Source organism: Amycolatopsis thermalba (genome assembly GCF_003385215.1).
Lineage (GTDB): Bacteria > Actinomycetota > Actinomycetes > Mycobacteriales > Pseudonocardiaceae > Amycolatopsis_E > Amycolatopsis_E thermalba.
Genome location: NZ_PQHW01000041.1, coordinates 1 through 20762, shown reverse-complemented (window position 1 = coordinate 20762; position 20762 = coordinate 1). Strand labels below are relative to the sequence as shown.

Below are 20762 nucleotides of genomic sequence, written 5' to 3'. Positions count from 1 at the left end.
CATCGGCACCTTTCTTGTGGCGACAATCAGTTTCGTGAAACGATAAGCCACCGCAGAACAGGGAGACCGAGATGACGCTCGACCTGCCACCCGCGCCGGCGGCCGCGCCCGACCTCGCCGCGCGTGCCCGTGCCGACGGTGTGCGGTTCCTGTTGGCCCTCTTCGTCGACCTGACCGGCAAGCCCTGCGCGAAGCTCGTGCCGGTCGAGGCCGCGCGCGAGCTGCAGGACGAGGGCGTCGGGTTCGCCGGATACGCGGTCGGCGCGATGGGCCAGCAGCCCTCCGACCCGGACCTGATCGCGATCCCCGACCCGGCCAGCTACACCCTCCTGCCCGCCGTGCGCGAGGGCCTGGCGCTGGTGCACTGCGACCCGCACGTCGAAGGGCGGCCGTGGCCGTTCGCGCCGCGCGTGATCCTCAAGGAACTCCTGCGGCGGGCCGCGGACCGGCAGCTGGAGCTGTTCGCCGGCGCGGAGGTCGAGTACTTCCTGGTCAGCCGCGGCTCCGACGGCCGGCTCGTCCCCGCCGACGCCCACGACAACGCGGCCCGCCCCTGCTACGACGCCCGCGGCCTGACCCGCATGTACGACCACCTCACCGGCGTCTCCTCGGCCATGAACGCCCTCGGCTGGGGCAACTACGCCAACGACCACGAGGACGCCAACGGCCAGTTCGAGCAGAACTTCGCCTACGCCGACGCGCTCACCACCGCCGACCGCGTCATCACCGCCCGGTACCTGATCTCCACGCTGGCCGAGCGGCGCGGCATGACCGCCACGTTCATGCCCAAGCCGTTCGCCGACCAGACCGGCTCCGGCATGCACCTGCACCTGTCGCTGTGGCGCGAGGGCACGCCGCTGTTCCCCGGCGATCAGGCGCACGGACTGTCCACTGTGGCCCGCCGCTTCCTGGCCGGAATCCTCGCGCACGCACCCGCTCTGCAGGCCGTGCTCGCGCCGACCGTCAACTCCTACAAGCGCACCGGTGCGACCTCGACCCGCTCGGGCGCCACCTGGTCACCGCGGCGCGCGACCTACGGCGGCAACGACCGCACCCACTACGTGCGCATCCCGGACGGCAACCGCGTCGAGCTGCGTGGCGGCGACGGCTCGGCCAACCCCTACCTCGCCCTGGCCGCGGCGCTGGCGGCTGGCCTGGACGGCATCGAGCGAGCGCTCGACCCGGACACCGCCGGACACCCGGAGCTGCCCCCGACGCTGCTGCACGCGGTCGACGCGCTGGGCGCGGACCCGGTGGTCACCGCCGCGCTGGACGCCGCCGGCCCGGGCGTGGCCGAGTACTTCGCCGGGCTCAAGCGCGAGGAGTTCTTCGACTGGCACGGCACGGTCGGCTCCTGGGAGCACGACCGCTACCTGACCGCGTTCTAGGAAGGAGACCCGCCATGTGCGGAATCGTGGGGCTGCACCTGCGCGACCCCGGGCTCTACCCCCGGCTCGGGCGGCTGCTGGAGGGGATGCTGTGCCAGGTGGTCGAGCGCGGCCCGGACTCGGCGGGCGTCGCCGTCTACGGGGACCGCCGCCGCTGCCCCGAGGGCTACGCCGCGGTGTCGTTGCTGTCCGCCGACGCCGCGGAGCTGCGCAAGCGCTTTCCCGACGCCCTGGTGACCGAGGCCGGGGACACCACCGTGCTCGCCGCGCCCATGTCCGTCGACGAGGTCGAGGCCGCGCTGCCGGGGGAGCGGATCGTCGGCGCGGGCACGGATCTGACCGTCTACAAGGGAATCGGCCACCCCCGGGAGCTGGCCGGCACCTACGACCTGGCGAACGCGCAGGGCTGGCAGGGCCTCGCGCACACCCGGATGGCCACCGAGTCCGCGGTCACGCCCGAGGGCTGCCACCCGTTCTCCGTCGGGCCCGGCCAGTGCCTGGTCCACAACGGATCGTTCGCCAACCACGCCACCATCCGCCGCGAGCTGCGGGCGCAGGGCGTGTCGTTCGACTCCGAGAACGACTCCGAGGTGGGCGCCCGGTTCGTCGCCCAGCGGCTGGCGCAGGGCGAGGACCTGGACAAGGCGCTGCGTGCGTTGTGCGAGCGCTTCGACGGCTTCTACACCCTGCTGGTGACCAGCGCCGACGGGTTCGCCGTGGTGCGCGACGCGATCGCCTGCAAGCCCGCGATCATCGCCGAGACGCCCGCCTGGGTCGCGATGGCCTCGGAGTTCCGCGCGCTGGCGGACCTGCCGGGCATCGAGACCGCCCGCATCTACGAGCCCGAGCCGGAAAGGGTCTACGCATGGCAGCGCTGATCGACCTCACTCGCACCACCGTGCGGGAGCTGAACGCCGAGCTGCACGCCCCGGCCGCGCGCGCGTACGAAGTGTTGCACCCGCAGGGCGCGCACGCGCTGGCCGCCGGGATCCGCGACGACATCACCGTCGACGTCCGCGGCCACGCCGGCTACTACTGCGCGGGCATGAACGACGGCGGCACCGTCACCGTGCACGGCAACGCGGGCACCGGGGTGGCGGAGAACATGATGTCCGGGCTGGTCCGGGTCACCGGCGACGCGTCCCAGTCGGCCGGGGCGACCGGGCACGGCGGGCTGCTGGTGATCGAGGGCTCGGCGTCGATGCGCTGCGGCATCTCGATGAAGGGCATCGACATCGTGGTGGGCGGCGACATCGGCCCGATGAGCGCGTTCATGGCGCAGGCCGGGCGGCTCGTCGTGTGCGGCGACGCCGGGGACGGCCTCGGCGACTCGATCTACGAGGCCCGGATCTACGTGCGCGGCGCGGTCGGTGGGCTCGGCGCGGACTGCGTCGAAAAGCCGATGCGGGAGGAGCACCTCGGCGAGCTGAAGGACCTGCTCGCCGCCGCCGGCCTGGCGCACGACCCGTCCGAGTTCCGCCGCTACGGCTCCGCCCGCAAGCTCTACCACTTCGCCGCGCACAACTCGTACTGACCAGGAGCAGCACATGACCGACCCCGCCCTGCGCGAGTCCGCGACGTTCGACCGCGCCACCATCGCCGCCATCCAGCGCGCCGCCGAGACCGGCGTCTACGACATCCGCGGCTGGGGCGCGAAACGCCCGCTGCCGCACTTCGACGACCTGCTGTTCCTGGGCGCGTCGATGTCCCGCTACCCCCTGGAGGGCTACCGCGAGCGCTGCGGCACCGACGTCGTCCTCGGCGACCGCCACGCCAGGTACCCGCTGCACCTGGACATCCCGGTCACCATCGCCGGGATGAGCTTCGGCGCGCTGTCCGCGCAGGCGAAGGAGGCGCTCGGGCGCGGCGCGTCCGAGGTCGGCACGTCCACCACCACCGGCGACGGCGGCATGACGCCCGAGGAGCGCGGCCAGTCCAAGCACCTCGTCTACCAGTACCTGCCCTCGCGGTACGGGATGAACCCGGCCGACCTGCGCAAGGGCGACGCCATCGAGATCGTGCTCGGCCAGGGGGCGAAACCGGGCGGCGGCGGGATGCTGCTCGGGCAGAAGATCTCCGAGCGCGTCGCCGGGATGCGCACGCTGCCCGCCGGGATCGACCAGCGCTCGGCCTGCCGCCACCCGGACTGGACCGGTCCGGACGACCTCGCCATCAAGATCCTGGAGCTGCGCGAGATCACCGACTGGGAGAAGCCGGTCTACGTCAAGGTCGGCGCCACCCGCACCTACTACGACGTGAAGCTGGCCGTCGCCGCGGGCGCCGACGTCGTGGTGGTGGACGGCATGCAGGGCGGCACCGCCGCGACGCAGGACGTGTTCATCGAGCACGTCGGCATCCCCACGCTGGCCGCGATCCCGCAGGCCGTGCAGGCGCTGTTGGAACTCGGGCTGCACCGGAAGGTCCAGCTGATCGTCTCCGGCGGCATCCGCACCGGCGCCGACGTCGCCAAGGCGATGGCCCTGGGGGCGGACGCGGTCGCGATCGGCACCGCCGCGCTCATCGCGCTGGGCGACAACCACCCGCGCTACGCGGCGGAGTACGCGAAGATCGGCTCGGCGGCCGGGTTCTACGACGACTTCCAGGACGGTCGCGATCCGGCCGGCATCACGACCCAGGACGAGGAGCTGGCCGCGCGCCTGGACCCGGTCGAGGGCGGCCGCCGGATCGCCAACTACCTGCGGGTGCTCACGATGGAGGCGCAGACGCTCGCGCGCGCGTGCGGGAAGGCGCACCTGCGCAACCTCGAGCCCGAGGACCTGGTCGCGCTCACGATCGAGGCCGCCGCGATGGCCCGCGTGCCGCTGGCCGGCACCGACTGGATTCCGGGGATGTCGCGGTGAACGCCGAGGTGGTGATCGTCGGCGGTGGTCTGGAGGGCACGGCCGCGGCGTGGGCGCTGGGGCAGCGCGGGGTGACGGACGTGGTGGTGTGCGAACGGGACACCGTCGGGTCGGGTGGGACGGGCAAGTCCAGCGGTGTGGTGCGTTGTCACTACGGCGTGTCGTCGCTGGCGGCGATGGCGCGCACGGGGCTGGAGCTGTTCGAGAACGCTTCCGACGTCCTGGGCACGGAGATCGGGTTCCACCAGACCGGGTACGTCGTGGGGGTCGGGGAGTCCAATGTGGAGGCGCTGCGGGCGAGCCTGGCCGACCAGCGCGCGGTCGGGGTGGAGACGGAGGAGATCGGGCGGGACGAGGTCGCGAAGCTGTGGCCGGCCGCGGATCTGGACGACTTCGCCGCGTTCGCCTGGGAGCCGCGCGGCGGGTACGGGGATGCGTACTCGACGGCGCAAGCGTTTGCCGCGGCGGCTCGTGCCGCCGGTGCGCGGATCCGGCAGGGCGCGGCGGTGGCCGAGGTGCTGGTGTCCCGGGAGCGGGTGACGGGGGTGCGGCTGGCCGACGGGTCGGTGATCGGGGCGTCCACTGTGGTCGTTGCGGCCGGGCCGTGGTCGGTGCCGCTGCTGGCCGCGCACGGGATCGAGCTGCCGATCACCGTGCACCGGGAGCAGATCGTGCTGGTCGACCCGGGGGTGGACCTGGGGGCGGTGCCGGTGTTCTCCGATCTGGTGTCGTTGCAGTACGTGCGGCCCGAGGTGTCCGGGGAGATCCTGTTCGGCAACAGCGACCTGGCCCGGCTGCACCCGGCCGACCCGGACAGCTACGCCAACCGGGCCGACGCGGACTTCCTGGAGCTGGCGGTGGAGAAGATGGCACGGCGGTTCCCGGGACTGGCGGACGCGTCGATCGCGAGCACCTACGCGGGGTGTTACGACGTGACGCCGGACTTCAACCCGGTGATCTCCCTGACGCCGGTCGGCGGGCTGGTGGTGGCGGCGGGGTTCAGCGGGCACGGGTTCAAGATCTCGCCCGCGGTGGGGGCGCTGGTCGCGGACCTGGTGGTGGACGGGAAGAGCGGGGACCCGGACGTGCCGGAGACGGATTTCCGGTTGTCGCGGTTCGCCGAGGGCGCGTTGCTGACCAGCCCGCACCCGTATGTGGGGGCGGGGGAGATGCGCTGAGTATCATCGGTGGATGGGCGGGCAGTCGTGAGCAAGGACGAGGCACCGGCCGGGCCGGCCGCGCGCGAGGTCGACAAGCCGGCGCCGCGGCAGGGCAGGCTGGAGCGGGCGATCGCCGGGCAGGTGCGCCAGCTGCGGCACGCCCACGGCCTCACGCTGGCCGAGCTGGCGGCGCGCACGGGCATCTCGGTGGCGATGCTGTCCAAAATCGAGAACGCGACGATTTCTTGTAGCCTGACGACGCTCGACCGCCTGGCCGACGCGTTCGACGTGCCGGTCACCGCGCTGTTCCGGGCAGCCGACACCCAACGCGAGGCGGTCTACACCCCGGCGGGCGCCGGAGCGCGAATCGTGCAACGCGGAACGCGGGTGGGCCACGACTACACGTTGCTCGGTGCGCTGCGGGGGCCGCACAAGCGGATGGAAGCGCACATCGTCACGCTGACCGAACGGAGTGAGGAGTTCCCGCTCTTCCAGCACCCCGGAACGGAGCTGCTGTACATGCTGGAGGGGGAGATGTTGTACGGCCACGGAGAGGCCAGCTACACCATGCGCCCCGGCGATGCGCTGCAACTGGACGGTGAAGGGGTGCACGGACCGCGGGAGCTGGTGAAGCTGCCGATCAGGTTCCTGTCGGTGGTGGCGTATGGGGAGGTGGCACCGGAGGGGTGAGCCCGGTCCGGTGGTGACACACAACCGGCGGGCGGGAACGGGAGTGGCACGGCAGTCGGCCGGCCGTGCGGCAGCCGAGTGCCGGCGGCCGGCAACGGTAGTGGTCCGGCAGTCGGCCGGCCGTGCGGCAGCCCTGCGAACCGGCGGCCGGCAACACAAGCGGCCCGACTACGCCCCGGGGCCGCGCGGCAGCCTTGCGAACCGCAAGCCGGCAACGCAACAGCACCGACTACCCCAACCAGACCTCCCCCGCCCCCGATCCACAGCCGGTCTTTGGTCGCCGATCAGGCGTGTCAAGGTACTCTTTCCCGCCTTGACACGCCTGCTCGGCGACTGAAACACCATTCAGGGGCGGGGGCGGGGGTGGTCGGAAGGTGACCGTTCGGCGCCGTGAGGCGCTTTCCGCCCGAAGGGCGTTTCCCGCCCGTAGGGCGGGCTCTTCGCCTGCCCCCAGCCACCTCTAAAGATCAAGAGATGTCCTCGCCGGACAGGCAGGCTCCGGGATGACGGGGGACCGTTGTTGTCTCACCCCGAGCAGGTGGTCGCTGGTGGTCATCCCGTCGCCTTCCGGTTTGTGCATATCACCTTGAGCCAGGGCCGCAAGGTTGGCACCGTCGGCCGCCGGTTGGCGGCCTGGGTTGCGGCCCTGGCTCAAGGTGATCGTCCAGTGTCAGGCGACGGGATGACCACCCAGCTTCGGTGGGTGCACTGCACGGCGCTGGCGCGCCGTCAGCGCCGGGCGCAGCTGAAGCTGCTCGCTGTGGCTGGATCACCGCCTCGGTAGCGGGGCCAGGCCGGGTACTCGCACAGTGGGCGGGTCCGGCCCCTTGCCGCGTCGGTCACCACCGGGGTCACGGGCGCCGCCTGGTGTTCGGTCCAGGTTTCCAACGCGGTCAGCGAGTCCCAGGCGGCTGGGAACGCGGCTCCCACATTGGCGTGGTTCGCGCCGGGGACGAGGTAGAACCGCGCGAAGGAATCCGTTGCCCGCTTGCCCAGCGTGCGTTCCACGCGCTGGAAGTAGTCCACTGTGGACCGGTGGCTCACCAGCTCGTCCGCCGTGCCGTGCAGCAGCAGGAGTTTGCCGCCGGCCCGGGCGAACGGGCCCAGGTCCGCGTTGTTCACGTCCTGCAGCGCGGTCAGCTCGCTGATCCGCTCCCGCCACGGGCCCGGGCGGCGCGGGTCCAGCGTCAGCGCGTCGAAACCGGGGTTCCGCGTCACGAAGTACCGTGCCCACTGGTCCCAGAATTGCACCCCGTACCCCGCGGCCGCCGGCATCGGGGTGGCCGGGGCGACCGTGCCCATGCCGAGCAGTGGTGTCGTCATCGCGGCGCCGGACAGGAACGGGAAACCGGGGTAGCCGCGCTCGCCGCTCGCCACGCGGTACTTCCACCGCAGCGGCTCCGAAAGCGCCTTCACCGCCCCGATCTGCACGTCCGACAAACACGCGTCACCCGTGTCCGCCCCGCCGGGGCAACGCAGCACCCGCGGGTCGAACCGGCACCCCGCCTCGTCCGAGACCACGCCGTCGCGCAGGCCATCCTGGCCGTCACAAGCCTGGATCACGCTGCGGTACAACAGAGCCTGCTTCGCCGGGTTCGGGAACGCGCCCGGCTGGGACAACACCTGCGCCTGGTAGCCGAAGAACAAATCCAGGCTCGCCGCGTTCCACGCCGGGTACACCGAGATCACGCCGTCGAAATCGGCCGGCCACCGTTGCGCCACGGCCAGCGCCTCCCGGCCACCGGTCGACCCGCCCGCGAAATAACTGTACGACGGGCGCGCCGAATACCGCTGCGCGATCACGAACACGGCCGCGTCCCGGGTCTTCTTGAGCGCGTCGCCGGAGAAGTTGCGCACCGCCTCGTCGTTCACCCCGAACGAGCCGTCGAGCGAAGGAGCCGGGACGTGCGTGGGCGAGGCCTGGTGGCCCGAATCGCTCGCGAAGGTCGCGTAGCCGCGGGCCAGCGGAGTGGCCCCGCCCACCGGTCCAAAGGGGACGTTCCCGGCCACGTTCGGGATCGTGCCGTTGTACCCGCCGCCCCCGAACATCAGCGCCTTGCCGTTCCACTCCGCCGGCAACGCGACCCGCATCCGGATGTCCGGCGCCGCCGGATCCACCGGGTGCAGCGCCGCGTCCACCTGGCAGTACCCGCCGGTGACCTGCGCCGCGGTCACCGTGCCGCCGCTGGTCGGCAGGCCGATCGCGGCGGCCGGGATCGCCAGCCCGGCCAGCTCCGTGCACCGGGCCACCGGATCCGCGTGCGCCGGCGCCGCTAGTGCCGCGGCCGCCAGCGCCGGAACGAGCACGGCAACAGACCTTCTCATCGACGACCCCTCCCACCGTTGCGAGATCGCCAGGGTAGGCAGCGGGCGGGACGACTCACCATGTCGGCGCACCACACCGTCGGTCAGGGCGTCATGTGCTTGATCGACACGGCGGGCCCACGAGCTGGTAGCTCCGCGTCAGGCCGGATCCGTGAAGCGCGGCGCCCGCTTCTCGAACGACGCCGTCACCGCCTCGACCTGGTTGGGGCTGCCGATCAGCGCCGTGATCTCCCGCTGCTCGGCCGCGAAGCCGGCCTCGGGGTCGCGCGGCAGGTCCAGCAGGCGCTTGGCCGCGCGGATGGCGTCCGGGCTGCGTCCGGCGATCGACCGGGCCAGCTCCAGCGCCTCCGCCCGGGGATCGCCGGCCACGCGCGTCGCCAGGCCCAGCGCGACCGCCTCCTCCCCGCTCACCACGCGGCCGGTGAACGTCAGCTCCTTCGCCACGTCCCGGCCGACCAGCTCGGGCAGCACCTGCGTGCCGGTCATGTCCGGGATCAGCCCCCACTTGATCTCCAGGACCGACAGCTTCGCGTCCGGCGCGACGATCCGCATGTCCGCGCCCAGCGCGACCTGCAGCCCGCCGCCCAGCGCGTGCCCGGTGATCGCGGCGATCACCGGCACCGGCAGCTCGGTCCACACGTGGGCCGCCCGCTGCCCGGTCGCCTTGGCCGGCCCGTCCGACGGCGGCAGGTCGACGTCCGCGCTGATCCGGTCGCCGGAGCGCATCGCCTGGAACGCGGCGAAGTCCAGGCCCGCGCAGAAGTCCGGCCCCTCGCCGGACAGTACGACAGCCCGCAGCCCCGGCTCGGACTTCAGCCGCTCCCCGGCGCGCACCAGGGCCGCGAACATGGCGGGGTCCAGGGCGTTGCGCTTGTCGGCACGGTTGAGCCGCACATCGGCGACGCCCTGGCTGATCTCGATGCTGACGCGGTCCATGGCGCCAGTCTCACCCGGAGGGGGTGGCGGGGACAAGATCACCCCGCCACCCCACCGCGGTCAGCGGCCCGCGATCAGCGCGAGGTCCGCCAGCAGGATCCGCTCCAGCTCCGGCGCGAACCCGGCCCGGCGCACCGCGTCCGCGGCCTGGTCGAAGTGCCCGGCGTCCAGGTGCCGCAGGATCGTCGCCGTTTGCTCGGGGCGCGCCCCGGCCTCCGCGACCAGCACCCGCACCCCCGTCACGTCGACCACGACCTCGAACTTCGCCGACGCCGACGCCGTCCCACCCGGACCGGTCGCCGTCGCCACGAGTTCGTGCGTGCCCGCGGCCAGCGACCGCGGGTCCAGCGGCGCCGCCGGGTCGATCCGCGCGCCGTCCAGCGTCACCGAGACGGCCGAAGCGTCCCGCGCCGACACCGCGACCGGCGCCGGCACGTACCGCCGCAGCTGGCCCGGCACCGAGACCGTCACCGAGGGCGCGGCCTGGCCCGAGCGCCACCCGGCCAGCTCCCCGGCCCGGTCGGTGATGATGGCGTCCACCCCGGCGTCGGCCAGCTTCCGCCAGGTCGCCGCGTCGTTCACGGTGTAGGGCATGACGGCGATTCCCGCCGCGTTCAACCGGGACACCGCGTCCGGCCGGGTCAGGAGCGCCGCGGCGGACGGGTTGTAGGTCACCACGCCGAACGCCTTCGCCGTCGCCACCGGATCGGCGTCCACCGCACCCCGCAGCAGGCCCAGCGGGATCTCCGGCGCGATCGCGCGAGCGTCCCGCAGGACCTGCTCGTCGAAGCTCTGCACCAGCACCTGCCGCGTCATGCCCCGGCTGCGCACCTCGTCCAGGATCCGCGCGGTCTCGGCGCGGGTCTCCGGGCCCTTGATCTCCAGCAGCAGCGTCGATCCGCTGGTGCGGATCAGGTCCAGCACCTGCCCGAGCGTGGGCACCTTCTGCCCGGCGAACGCCGGTGAGAACCACGCCCCGGCGTCCAGCGCGGTCACCTGCGCGGCGGTGAGCGTCGAGATGTCGCCGGTGCCCTCGGTGGTCCGGTCGACGGTGTTGTCGTGCATGACGACCGGCACGCCGTCGCGCGTGGTCTGCGCGTCGATCTCCACGTACTCGGCGCCCGCGCGGACCCCGGCCTCGACCGCGGCGAGCGTGTTCTCCGGCGCCACCGCGGAGTAGCCGCGGTGGGCGACCGTGAGCGGCAGCGCGCCGTCCGGCTGGGTCACCGGCAGCGGGTCGAGCCGGGTGACCGTCACGTCGTCGACGCTGATCTTCGCGCCGTCGGCGATGAACCCGAACACGCCCGACGCGCTGCGCCGCAGCTTGGTGGTGCTCAACACGGTCTTGCCGTCGAAGCTCCAGGTGGCGCGGCTGCCGTGCACCTCGATCGCGACGCGGATGTCGCGCCCGGTGCCGGCGTCGTGCGGCGCGGCGGCGGTGTCGGTGACGTTCCAGGTGCTGGCCTCGGTGCGCTGCGCGAACTCGATGCCGTTGGTGGCGGTGGAGGCCGACCGCATGATCGCCTGGCTCCACGGCACGGTCCCGTCCGGCGCGGTGTCGAGGACGAGGCCGGCCCAGCGGCTGGAGTTGGTGACCGCGTCGAACCGGATGGTGGCCTCGGCGCGGAAGTCCTCCAGGTGGGTGCCGAAGGTGATCCGGGACAGCGTGCCGGGCGCGGTGTTGGTCAGCTTCCCGCCGCTGACCTGCCAGGTGCCGGCGACCGGGGTCCACCCGGCGGGCAGCGCGGCGCCATCGAAGGACTCGCGGACGACGACGTCGCCGGGAGCGGCGGCAGCGAGCGTGGGGACGAGGGCGGCGGCGAGGCCGAGGGCCAGCGCGGCCGCCAGGGGACGGTGGGGAGTGCGTCTCATGCGCCGGACGCTATGTCCGGATTGTGGCCGGATGGTTGATCTTTGCTGGCCGTCCGGCGACGATCAGCGCACGACCCGGGCCGAGCCGCGCTCGATGAGTTCCGCGCTCAACCGCACGGTTTCCCGGGGCCGGTCCGGGTCCGCGATCCGCCGCAGCAGCAGCTCCACCCCGGCCGTGCCGACGTCGTCGGCGGGCAGCCGGATCGTGGTCAGGCCCGGCTCCAGGTAGGCGGCGAACGGGTGGTCGCCGTAGCCGAGCACGCGCACGTCCTCGCCGACGGTCAGCCCGCACTCCCGGACCGCCTTGTAGACCCCGAGCGCGAAGTAGTCGTTGCCGGTGACCACCAGGTCCGGGTGGTGCTCGCGGGTGATCAGCCCGGCCGCGAGCCGGTGGGCGTCGTCCGGGCGCCACGGCAGCGCCGCGTCCCGCGTCCGGTGCCCGGGCACCTTCAGCACCAGCGAATCACCGCCGAGCGCCCGCCGGAACCCGGCGATGCGCGCGGCCACCGTGCTGATCTCCAGGTCCTCCTCGAACAGCCACGCCGGCCCCGGCCCGGCCACCCGGGACACCGCGTCCGCCACCGCCTGCTCGACGTCGATGCCCACGAAGTCGAACCCCAGCTCCGGGATGTCGCGGCTGAGCAGCACCACCGGCAGCCCGGCCGCGGACAGCTCCGCCCACACCCCGGGCCGGTGCTGGATCGGCACCGCCAGCACCCCGTCCACGCCGAAGCGCAGCAGCTGCTGCACCGCGCGTTCCTCGTTGTCCTCGTTCTCCTCGGTGACCAGCAGCAGCACCGAGTACCCGGCCACCCGGCACTGCCGCTCCACCGCGGAGATCAGCGCGGCGTAGAACGGGTTCGACGGGTTGGTGATCACCAGCGCGAGCACCATCGTGGTGCCCGAGACCAGCGACCGGGCGTGGCTGTTCGGCACGTACCCCAGCCGCCGGGCCTCGGCCACGATCATCTCCCGGGTGGCCTCGCTGACCTGGTCCTTGCCCGACAGCGCGCGCGACACCGTGTTCGCGGACAGACCGACCCTGTCCGCGACGTCACGCAACGTGACCCGCCGAGCGCGCACCACCAGCCGACCTCCGGATCAACCCTTGCCAACAAGATAGATGCGCAGCTTCCCGGTCGCGCCGGGACCCACGGTGCAGCTCACCCGCAGCCACTGCCCGAACCCGCTCACCGGCCAGGTGATCAGGCCGGGGGAGTCGATGCGGTGCTCGGCCTCGTCCAGCGGGCACCAGTGCAGCCCGTCCGGGGAGATCTCGGTGCGGAAGACCAGCGGGCCGTCCGCCTCCAGCGCCTGCACGAAGAACCGGGCCTCGGCCGCCCACGGGAGTTCGTACGGTTCGGTCGCGAAGTCCTCGCGCACCACGGTGTTGCGTTCCAGCACAGCCGTCATCGTCGAGCGCATGTCGTGCCTCACCACTCCACCGAGATCAGGACCGAGTCCAGGAACAGGAAGTTGCGCACGCCGCAGTGCGTGCGGACCGAGAAGTAGAAGTTGAGCAGGTTGTCCAGCGTGCCGTAGCGGTCCGGGTACGGCGGCACCGGCACGTCGCGCATGTCCATCACGCGGTCGTTGAGCTGGAGCTCCACATTGGACCGCGTGCTGGTGTCGATGTCCCACCGCAGGTAGTGCCAGTTGATCTTGGTCGGCACCTCGTTGACGCACATCTCCAGCGGCTCGCCGAAGGTGCGCCAGTCGTCCGGGTCCGGCGCGGTGAAGTCGGCGGCGTAGGGCAGGGCGAACTTGCCCTCCTGGTGGTCGCGCGGCGTCGGCTCCGGCACCACCGGGTACATCCAGCGGTTCGTCATCTCGCCGTCCAGGTTGGTGTTCTGGTAGCGGATGACGTTGTGGTAGCGCAGGCCGCCGTCCGAGCAGATGTCGGTGGCGACGGTGAACGCGCCGAACTGCGACTCCGACGGGTGCCGGTTGCCGTCCCAGTGCACCGACGCGGGCGCCTCGTGCCCCACGGTGGCCTCGGCCTTGAACGCGAAGTGGGTCTCGATCCGCACGCGGCCGCGGCCGGCCATCGTCAGGCGGCGGATGCCGGTCGCGGTGTGGCCGGGGTAGGGGCGGGTCGCGAGCTTGAGCGCGTAGTTGCCGCTCAGCGTCCCGTGCGTGCCCACGTCGAAGAACGTGCACGAGGACAGCTGCGGCGGGCGGAAGTCGCGCATGTGGTCGTCCACGGTGTCCAGGTCGCCGCGCCCGTCGTAGTTGCCGAGCAGCTCGGTCCAGCCGTGCGTGGTGGAGTCGAACCGGTCGAAGCACAGCACCCGGGACAGCGGGTTGTACTTCGCCAGCGCCGTCTCATTAACGTTCATGTAAGTCAAAGCGGTTCCTTGTCTCTTGACCGCAGGGAAAGCGAACTCGTAGCCTGTCGCCACCATGAACGTTAATGTAGACGTTCGCGAGACGCAACGAAGGGTCGGCGATGAGACTCCGGATCAGCCGGGCCACGGTGGGCTCGACCGTGGGCACGGCACTCGAGTGGTACGACTTCTCCCTCTACGGCACGGCCGCCGCCCTCGTGCTGCCGCAGGTGTTCTTCCCCTCCGGTGATCCGGTCGTCGCGACCCTGTCGTCGCTGGCCACGTTCGCCGTCGGCTTCTTCGCCCGCCCGGTCGGCGGCGTGATCATCGGCATCCTCGGCGACCGCGTCGGGCGCCGCACGATGCTGTTCGTGACCCTGATGGTGATGGCCGTGGCGTCCACGCTGATCGGCCTGCTGCCCAGCTACGCCACCGCCGGCGTGTTCGCGCCGGTCGCGCTGGTGCTGCTGCGGGTGGTGCAGGGCCTGGGCGCCGGTGGCGAGTACGCGGGGGCGATGCTGCTGTCCGCCGAGCACGCCGAGACCAGGGCACGCGGCATCAACGCCAGCGCGCCCACGCTGGGCAACGCGGTCGGCTCGCTGGTGGCGACCGGCGTGTTCTTCCTGACCTCGGCGCTGATGTCCGATGCGGACTTCACCGGCTGGGGCTGGCGGATCCCGTTCCTGCTCAGCTGCCTGGTCGGCGTCGCCGGCGTGATCGTGCGGCTCAAGGTGCCGGACAGCCCCGAGTTCGAGCGCGCCAAGAAGGAGGGCCACAGCACGCGGGCGCCGCTGCGGGCGCTGTTCGCCACGTCCGGGCGGAAGATCCTGCCCGGCATGCTGATCTCCGTCGCGCCCAACGTGATCAGCTACCTGCCCTCGGTGTACGCGCTGAGCTACCTGTCGAAGGAGGTCGGCACCGCGGCGTGGGTGGGGCTGCTCGGCATCGTCATCGCCAACGCGCTCAAGGTGGTCACCGTGCCCACCGCGGGCTGGCTGTGCGACCGGTTCGGGCGGCGGCCGGTGATGATGACCGGCGCGACCGCGGCGGCGCTGCTGTTCTACCCGTTCTTCTTCCTGCTCGACACCGGCACGCCGGTGGTGATCTGGGCGGCGCTGGTGATGCTCTACACCCTGTGCAACGACCTGACGCTGGCCTCGCAGGCGACGATGATGTCCGAGCTGTTCCCGGTCGGCTACCGCTACACCGGCGTGACGTTCACGCGCGAGATCGCGGGCGCGCTCGTCGGCGGGTGCATCCCGTTCGTGGCGGCCGCGCTGACCTCGGCGTCCGGCGGGCAGACCTGGCCGATCGCGCTGGTGTGCGGGCTGTTGTGCCTGCTGTCGGTGCTGGGCGCGCGGTTCATCGCCGAGCCGGAGCACCTGCGCCGCCGCGACGCCTCGCCGGTGCCGACTGCGGCGGGAGGGTGACGCCCGGCACGCCGGCACGTACCATGACGCCAACCCGACCGGACGTTCGGTAATTCGAGGCGAGGAGGCCGAGGTGGGCGCGTTCCCGATGACGCTGGACGCCGGCACCACGACGAGCTTGGAGTCCTGGCGCGACCTGCTGGCCCGCGCGTTCGTGCCGCTGGACGTCGTCGCGATCGGGAACCGGTTCCACGGGCGGGTGGCCGCCCGCCCGATGGCCGACCTGCAGGTGTCCGTCGTCAGCTCGACGCGCCAGGTCACCCGCCGGACCCGGAGCCTGATCCGGCGCGGGGCCGGCGACCTCTACAAGGTGGGGCTGCAGCTGCGCGGGCACGGCGTCGTCCAGCAGGACGGCCGCACCGCGCGGCTGGCGCCCGGCGATCTGACGGTGTACGACACGAACCGGCCCTACGACCTGGTCTTCGACGACGACTTCGAGATGCTGGTGCTGGTCGTGCCGCGGCGCCGGCTGAAGCCGCGGGCGCCCCGGGTGGACGATCTGACCGCCGTGACGATCCCCGGCTCGGGTGGCAGTGGCGCGCTGACGTCGGCGTTGCTGCGGGGGCTGGATCCGCGGGTGGCCCAGCCCGGGCCGGAGGCGGCTTTCCTGTCCGATGCCGCGGTGGACATGCTGGCCGCGTGTTTCGCCGCGCAGGGCGAGCCACCGGCGGACACGGTGGTGACGGCCGCGCAGCGCTACATCGAGGAGCACCTGTCCGACCCGGGGCTGTGCCCGGCCGAGGTGGCCGCCGCGGTGCACGTGTCGCTGCGCCAGCTGCAGAAGCTGTTCGAACGCCGCGGCGCGACGATCACCGGCTGGATCCGGGACCGCCGGCTGGAGCGGTGCTGGCACGACCTGGCCGACCCGGCCCTGGCGACCCGCCCGGTGGCGGCGATCGCGGCGTCGTGGGGCCTGGTCGACGCGGCGCAGTTCAGCCGCACCTTCCGCGCCCGGTACGGCCGCACGCCGCGGGAGCACCGGGCGCAGCTGGTGGCGGGGTAGCGGACGCCGGTGTTCGTGCAGCGGGTCCGGCTGGCCCCGGACGCGGACGGCGGGCGCTACCCGTTCACCCTGCCCGCGGTGGCGCACCTGTCCCGCTCCGGCGGCCTGCCGCTGGCACCCGGGGTGACCTTCCTGGTCGGCGGGAACGGCAGCGGCAAGTCCACCCTGGTCGAGGCGCTGGCGGTGGCCGCGGGCTTCAACCCCGAGGGCGGCAGCCGGAACTTCCGGTTCGCGACCCGCGCGAGCGAGTCCACCCTGGGCGACCACCTGGTCCTGACCTGGGGCGCCGTCAAGCCGCGCACCGGGTTCTTCCTGCGCGCCGAGTCCTACTACAACGTGGCCTCCGAGATCGAGCGCCTCGACCGCGACCCGGGATCGCCGCCCCTGCTGCCCGCCTACGGGGGCGTTTCGCCGCACGAACGCTCGCACGGGGAGTCGTTCCTGGACCTGGTGACGCACCGGTTCGGTCCGCACGGCCTGTACCTGCTGGACGAGCCGGAGGCGGCGCTGTCGGTGCGCGGGTGCCTGGCGGTGCTGGCGCGGCTGGCGGAACTCGCCGAGCAGGGCAGCCAGATCGTGGCGGCCACGCATTCCCCGATCCTGCTCGCGCTGCCCGGTGCCACGATCTACGAGATCGGCGACAGCGGGGAGATCGAGCAGGTCGATTACGAGGACGCCCTGCCGGTGCGCCTGACGCGGGATTTCCTCGCCGCGCCGCAGCGGTACCTGCGGTATCTCCTCGCCGGGGAGTGAGCCGGTGCGCGCAGGCACAAGAGCCGTGCGCGCAGACGCAAGACCGGCCGGTGTGACGTGCCGCATCCTCGGGGCAGGCGACCCGTCCGGGTCGTGATCGACGCCGATCGCCGAGGAGCACCGCCCGTGACCACCACCGAGACCTTCCCCAGCCAGCTCTTCCTAGCCGGCCAGTGGCGCGACGGCACCGGGGGCACGTTCGCCGACCTCAACCCGGCGACCGAGGAGAAGCTGGCCGACGTCGCCGCCGCGTCGCCGCAGGACGTGGACGCCGCCGTCGCCGCCGCCCGCGCCCAGCTGTCGGGGGAGTGGGCCGCCCTGCCCGGCTCGCAGCGCGGCCGGATCCTCAACCGCGTCGCCGACCTGATCGACCGCGACGCCGAGCTGCTGGCCCGCCTCGAAGCCCTCGACATCGGCAAGCCCCTCGGCCAGCCGGCCGTGCTCGACATGCCCAACGCCGCCCGCACGTTCCGCCACTTCGCCGGCTGGGCGGACAAGATCACCGGCCAGGTCATCCCCACCGACGGCTACCTGGGCCGCCCCACCCACTCCTACACCCGCCGCGAACCCGTCGGCGTGATCGCCGCGATCATCCCGTGGAACACCCCGCTGATGATCACCGCGTGGAAGCTCGCGCCCGCGCTGGCCGCCGGCAACACCGTCGTGGTCAAGCCGCCGGAGGACGCGCCGCTGTCGATCCTGCACCTGGCCAAGCTGCTGAAGGAGGCCGGCCTGCCCGACGGCGTGGTCAGCGTCCTGCCCGGCCTGGGCGAGGTCACCGGCCAGGCGCTCGTCGACCACCCGGACGTCGACAAGATCAGCTTCACCGGCAGCCCCGAGGTCGGCCGCCACGTCGGCGTCGCCGCGGCCCGGTCGTTCAAGCGCATCACCCTGGAGCTGGGCGGCAAGTCACCGCAGATCATCCTCGCCGACGCCGACCTCGAAGCGGCCATCGGCGGCACCGCGATGGGCCTGTTCTTCAACCAGGGCCAGGTCTGCGCGGCCGGCACCCGCGTGCTCGTGCACCGCTCGCTGTACTCCGACGTGGTCGACGCCCTCGCCGGCGCCGCCAACCAGCAGGTCCTCGGCGACCCGCTCGACCCGGCCACCACGATGGGCGCGCTGGTCAACAAGAAGCAGCAGGAGCGCGTCCTCGGCTACATCGAGAAGGGCCGCGCCGAGGGCGCCCGGCTCGTCGCCGGCGGCGGCCGCCCCGAGCGGCCCGGCTTCTTCGTCCAGCCGACCATCTTCGCCGACGTGCACAACGACATGACGATCGCGCGCGAGGAGATCTTCGGCCCGGTCGGCTCGGTGATCCCGTTCGACGACCCGGAAGAGGCCGTCCGCATCGCCAACACCACCACCTACGGCCTCGCCGCCACCATCTGGACGCGTGACGTCAGCGCCGCGCACACCCTGGCCGGGCAGGTCCGCGCCGGTGCGGTCGGCGTGAACGGCTGGGCGCCGATCGACGCGGCCCTGCCGTGGGGCGGCATGAAGTCCAGTGGCGTCGGCCGCGAGCTGGGCTGGAGCGGAATCCTCGCCAACACCGAGGAAAAGGTCGTCACCGTAGTCCTTTGAGGACACTTCGGCTCGAGGAGGAGCGAAGCATGCCCATCACCACCAAGGTGTCCCTGGTCCGCCAGGCCCCCGGCACCTACGAGACCGCCACCGTGGAGCTGGACGACCCGCGCCAGGGCGAGGTCACCGTCAAGCTCGCCGCGTCCGGCCTGTGCCACTCCGACGACCACGTCGCCACCGGTGACGTGCCGGTCGCCGTCTACCCGTACGTCGGCGGGCACGAGGGCGCCGGTGTCGTCACCGCGGTCGGGCCGAACACGCCCGGCTACGAGGTCGGCGACCACGTCGTGTTCTCGTTCCTGCCCGCGTGCGGCAAGTGCGAGTTCTGTGCGCAGGGGCTGTCCAACCTGTGCGACCTGGGCGCGTCGCTGCTGACCGGGGCGCGCGCGGACGACCCGGCGAGCTTCCGGATGACCGAGAACGGCAACCCGGTCGGGCAGCAGTGCGGCATCTCGACGTTCGCCGAGTACACCACCGCGTCGGTCGACTCGGTGGTCAAGATCGGCAAGGACATCCCGCTCAAGGCCGCCGCGCTGGTCGGCTGCGGCGTGCCGACCGGGTGGGGTTCGGCGGTGAACTCGGCGAACATCAAGCCCGGCGCGACGGTGATCGTGATGGGCATCGGCGGGATCGGCGCGAACGCCCTGCAGGGCGCGGCGCACGCCGGCGCGAAGACGATCATCGCCGTGGACCCGGTGCAGTTCAAGCGCGACAAGGCGAAGGTGTTCGGCGCGACGCACGCGTTCGCCACGATCGAGGAGGCGGCCGACTTCGCTCGGTCGCTGACCAACGGGCAGGGCGCGGACGCCACCATCGTCACCATCGGTGTCGTGCAGGGTGATCACGTGGGCCAGGCGCTGGCGTCGATCCGCAAGGCCGGGACGGTCGTGCTGACCGGGCTGGGCAACATCACCGAGGCCGGGGCGCCGATCGCGCTGGGCGACCTGACGCTCATGCAGAAGCGGCTGCAGGGCTCGCTGTTCGGCGAGTCCAACCCGCGCCGCGACATCCCCAACCTGCTGCGCATGTACCAGGCGGGCCAGCTCAAGCTCGACGAGCTGATCACGACGGAGTACCGCCTCGACGAGGTGGCGCAGGCGTACGAGGACATGCACGCCGGCCGCAACATCCGCGGCCTGGTGGTCTTCGACTGAGACGGCGGACGGCCCGGCGCCCGACGGGGGCGCCGGGCCGTCCGTGTTCACCCGTTGACTTCGGCGATCAGTTTCGCCAGCGCTTCCGCGGTCAGCGGGCTGCCCGGGAAGGCGGACATCCGGCTCAGGGGCAGGCTGCCCACCAGCGAGATCGTCGCGGGGTCGGCCACCAGCCGTCCGATCGGGCCGCTGCCCGCGGCCGCGGCGAAGGCCTGTCCCAGCAGTTCGGCGCCGCGTGGGTCGGCGAACCATTCGGCCACTGTGGACTCCCCGGTCAGCGGTACCCGCACGTCGTCGCCGGTCACCTCGGCCATCGCCGTCGTGTGCAGGTCGCGTGAGGACGAACCGACCGCGCAGTGGTACTCGCCGCCCTCGACGATCCACCGGTGCAGGCGCGTGTCCCAGTAGGCCAGGTCCTCGCGGGCGATGTGCAGCACCACCTCGGCCGTCTCACCCGCCGCGATCGGCACGCTGGCGAACGCTTTCAGCTCCCGCGGTGCGCGGCGCACGCGCGAGCCCGGCACGCTCACGTACACCTGCACCACTTCACGCCCGTCCCGGTCGCCGGTGTTGGTCACCGGCACCCGCACCTCGATGCCCGCGTCCGTCGCGGTCGCGCGCGCCTCGCCGTACTCGAACGTGGTGTACGACAGCCCGAAACCGAACGGGTAGGCCACCTCCAGCTCGCGGGCGTCGAAGCCGCGGTAGCCGACGTGGATCCCCTCGCCGTAACGCACGTGCCCGTTCTCGCCGGGGAAGTCCAGGAAGGACGGATGGTCGGCGAGCCGGACCGGGATGGTCTCGGCGAGCCGTCCGGACGGATTGACGCGTCCGAAGAGGACGTCCGCGATCGCGCTGCCGCCGGCCTGGCCGAGCAGCCAGCCCTCCACGATCGCCGGCACCGCGGCCTCCCACGGGCGGGTCAGCACCACGGTGCCGTTGGACAGCACCACGACCGTGCGGGGATTCACCGCCGCGACGCGCTCGATCAGTTCGCGGTGCGTCGCGGGCAGGTCCAGGCTTTCCCGGTCGGCGCCCTCGGTTTCGTGCTCGCTGCCCACGAAGACCAGCGCGACATCGCTGTCCGCGGCGAGCGCGACCGCCTCGTCCACGTCGCCGTAGCCGGGGGCGAAGCGCACCGGCGCCGATCCGGCGAGCGCGGTGAGGGCGCCGTCGAGCCGCGTCGGCGTGATCTGCGAGCTGCCACCGCCCTGGTAGCGCGGGGTGCGGGCGAACTCGCCGAGCACCGCGAGCGACTGGCTCGCCCGCACCCCGCGCTACC

At 72.5% G+C, this 20762-nt stretch carries 18 protein-coding genes; 11 read left to right on the top strand and 7 right to left on the bottom strand.

Translation table 11 applies throughout. The annotated features are described in order from the left end of the window. Positions 1 to 71: 71 nt before the first annotated feature. From glnT to D0D15_RS17920, 6 genes are read left to right on the top strand one after another with little or no spacing between them, the layout of a single operon-like run. Positions 72 to 1388: a type III glutamate--ammonia ligase gene (glnT, locus tag D0D15_RS17945; protein WP_094005210.1), complete on the top strand. Its 1317-nt coding sequence runs from the start codon at positions 72 to 74 to the stop codon at positions 1386 to 1388. 14 nt (positions 1389 to 1402) lie between these two features. Beyond that, positions 1403 to 2266, top strand: coding sequence for a class II glutamine amidotransferase domain-containing protein (locus D0D15_RS17940; RefSeq protein ID WP_115944593.1), 864 nt, complete (start codon positions 1403 to 1405; stop codon positions 2264 to 2266). After that, entirely contained in the window at positions 2254 to 2922 is a 669-nt protein-coding gene (locus D0D15_RS17935; RefSeq protein ID WP_094005208.1) for a GltB/FmdC/FwdC-like GXGXG domain-containing protein, read from the top strand. The genes D0D15_RS17940 and D0D15_RS17935 overlap by 13 nt, the downstream gene beginning before the upstream one ends. A 13-nt stretch (positions 2923 to 2935) precedes the next feature. Continuing rightward, positions 2936 to 4249 carry an FMN-binding glutamate synthase family protein gene (locus D0D15_RS17930; protein WP_094005207.1) on the top strand — a complete coding sequence of 438 codons (1314 nt, stop codon included), beginning with the start codon at positions 2936 to 2938 and terminating at the stop codon, positions 4247 to 4249. Further along, a complete protein-coding gene (locus D0D15_RS17925; RefSeq protein WP_233157230.1) occupies positions 4246 to 5427 on the top strand; it encodes an NAD(P)/FAD-dependent oxidoreductase in 1182 nt (393 codons plus the stop codon). Before D0D15_RS17930 ends, D0D15_RS17925 begins: the two co-directional genes overlap by 4 nt. 27 nt (positions 5428 to 5454) lie before the next feature. Further along, complete coding sequence (locus D0D15_RS17920) at positions 5455 to 6099, top strand: helix-turn-helix domain-containing protein (RefSeq protein WP_094005206.1); 645 nt, start codon at positions 5455 to 5457, stop codon at positions 6097 to 6099. Between the two features lie 729 nt (positions 6100 to 6828). On the opposite strand, the gene D0D15_RS17915 is transcribed toward D0D15_RS17920, so the two are convergent. The 6 genes from D0D15_RS17915 to D0D15_RS17890 form a co-directional block, all read right to left on the bottom strand. After that, the gene (locus D0D15_RS17915; RefSeq protein ID WP_198958201.1) at positions 6829 to 8424 is read right to left on the bottom strand and encodes a tannase/feruloyl esterase family alpha/beta hydrolase; all 1596 of its coding nucleotides are present in this window, start codon (positions 8422 to 8424) and stop codon (positions 6829 to 6831) included. Positions 8425 to 8562: 138 nt separating this feature from the next. Next, a complete protein-coding gene (locus D0D15_RS17910; protein ID WP_115944592.1) occupies positions 8563 to 9360 on the bottom strand; it encodes a crotonase/enoyl-CoA hydratase family protein in 798 nt (265 codons plus the stop codon). Between the two features lie 60 nt (positions 9361 to 9420). Then, on the bottom strand, positions 9421 to 11232 hold the full coding sequence (locus tag D0D15_RS17905) for a glycerophosphodiester phosphodiesterase (protein WP_094005185.1): 1812 nt from the start codon (positions 11230 to 11232) through the stop codon (positions 9421 to 9423). Between the two features lie 63 nt (positions 11233 to 11295). Further along, positions 11296 to 12318 carry a LacI family DNA-binding transcriptional regulator gene (locus D0D15_RS17900; protein ID WP_094005184.1) on the bottom strand — a complete coding sequence of 341 codons (1023 nt, stop codon included), beginning with the start codon at positions 12316 to 12318 and terminating at the stop codon, positions 11296 to 11298. A gap of 15 nt (positions 12319 to 12333) precedes the next feature. Continuing rightward, on the bottom strand, positions 12334 to 12645 hold the full coding sequence (locus D0D15_RS17895) for a hypothetical protein (protein ID WP_233157227.1): 312 nt from the start codon (positions 12643 to 12645) through the stop codon (positions 12334 to 12336). A 20-nt stretch (positions 12646 to 12665) separates the two neighbouring features. Next, positions 12666 to 13571 carry a DUF6772 family protein gene (locus tag D0D15_RS17890; RefSeq protein WP_094005182.1) on the bottom strand — a complete coding sequence of 302 codons (906 nt, stop codon included), beginning with the start codon at positions 13569 to 13571 and terminating at the stop codon, positions 12666 to 12668. Between the two features lie 110 nt (positions 13572 to 13681). On the opposite strand from D0D15_RS17890, the gene D0D15_RS17885 reads away from it, so the two are divergent. The 5 genes from D0D15_RS17885 to D0D15_RS17865 all read left to right on the top strand — a co-directional run bounded on the left by D0D15_RS17885 (position 13682) and on the right by D0D15_RS17865 (position 19480). After that, positions 13682 to 14989, top strand: coding sequence for an MFS transporter (locus D0D15_RS17885; RefSeq protein WP_094005181.1), 1308 nt, complete (start codon positions 13682 to 13684; stop codon positions 14987 to 14989). Between the two features lie 73 nt (positions 14990 to 15062). Next, a complete protein-coding gene (locus D0D15_RS17880) occupies positions 15063 to 15992 on the top strand; it encodes an AraC-like ligand-binding domain-containing protein (RefSeq protein WP_094005180.1) in 930 nt (309 codons plus the stop codon). A gap of 9 nt (positions 15993 to 16001) precedes the next feature. Beyond that, positions 16002 to 16745, top strand: a complete 744-nt coding sequence (locus D0D15_RS17875) for an AAA family ATPase (protein ID WP_115944591.1) — start codon at positions 16002 to 16004, stop codon at positions 16743 to 16745. A 126-nt stretch (positions 16746 to 16871) separates the two neighbouring features. After that, the gene (gene styD / locus D0D15_RS17870; protein WP_094005178.1) at positions 16872 to 18326 is read left to right on the top strand and encodes a phenylacetaldehyde dehydrogenase StyD; all 1455 of its coding nucleotides are present in this window, start codon (positions 16872 to 16874) and stop codon (positions 18324 to 18326) included. 29 nt (positions 18327 to 18355) lie between these two features. Next, on the top strand, positions 18356 to 19480 hold the full coding sequence (locus D0D15_RS17865) for an NDMA-dependent alcohol dehydrogenase (RefSeq protein ID WP_094005177.1): 1125 nt from the start codon (positions 18356 to 18358) through the stop codon (positions 19478 to 19480). A 47-nt stretch (positions 19481 to 19527) separates the two neighbouring features. On the opposite strand, the gene D0D15_RS17860 is transcribed toward D0D15_RS17865, so the two are convergent. Then, positions 19528 to 20751, bottom strand: a complete 1224-nt coding sequence (locus D0D15_RS17860) for a glycoside hydrolase family 3 C-terminal domain-containing protein (RefSeq protein WP_244214967.1) — start codon at positions 20749 to 20751, stop codon at positions 19528 to 19530. Between the last annotated feature and the right edge of the window lie 11 nt (positions 20752 to 20762).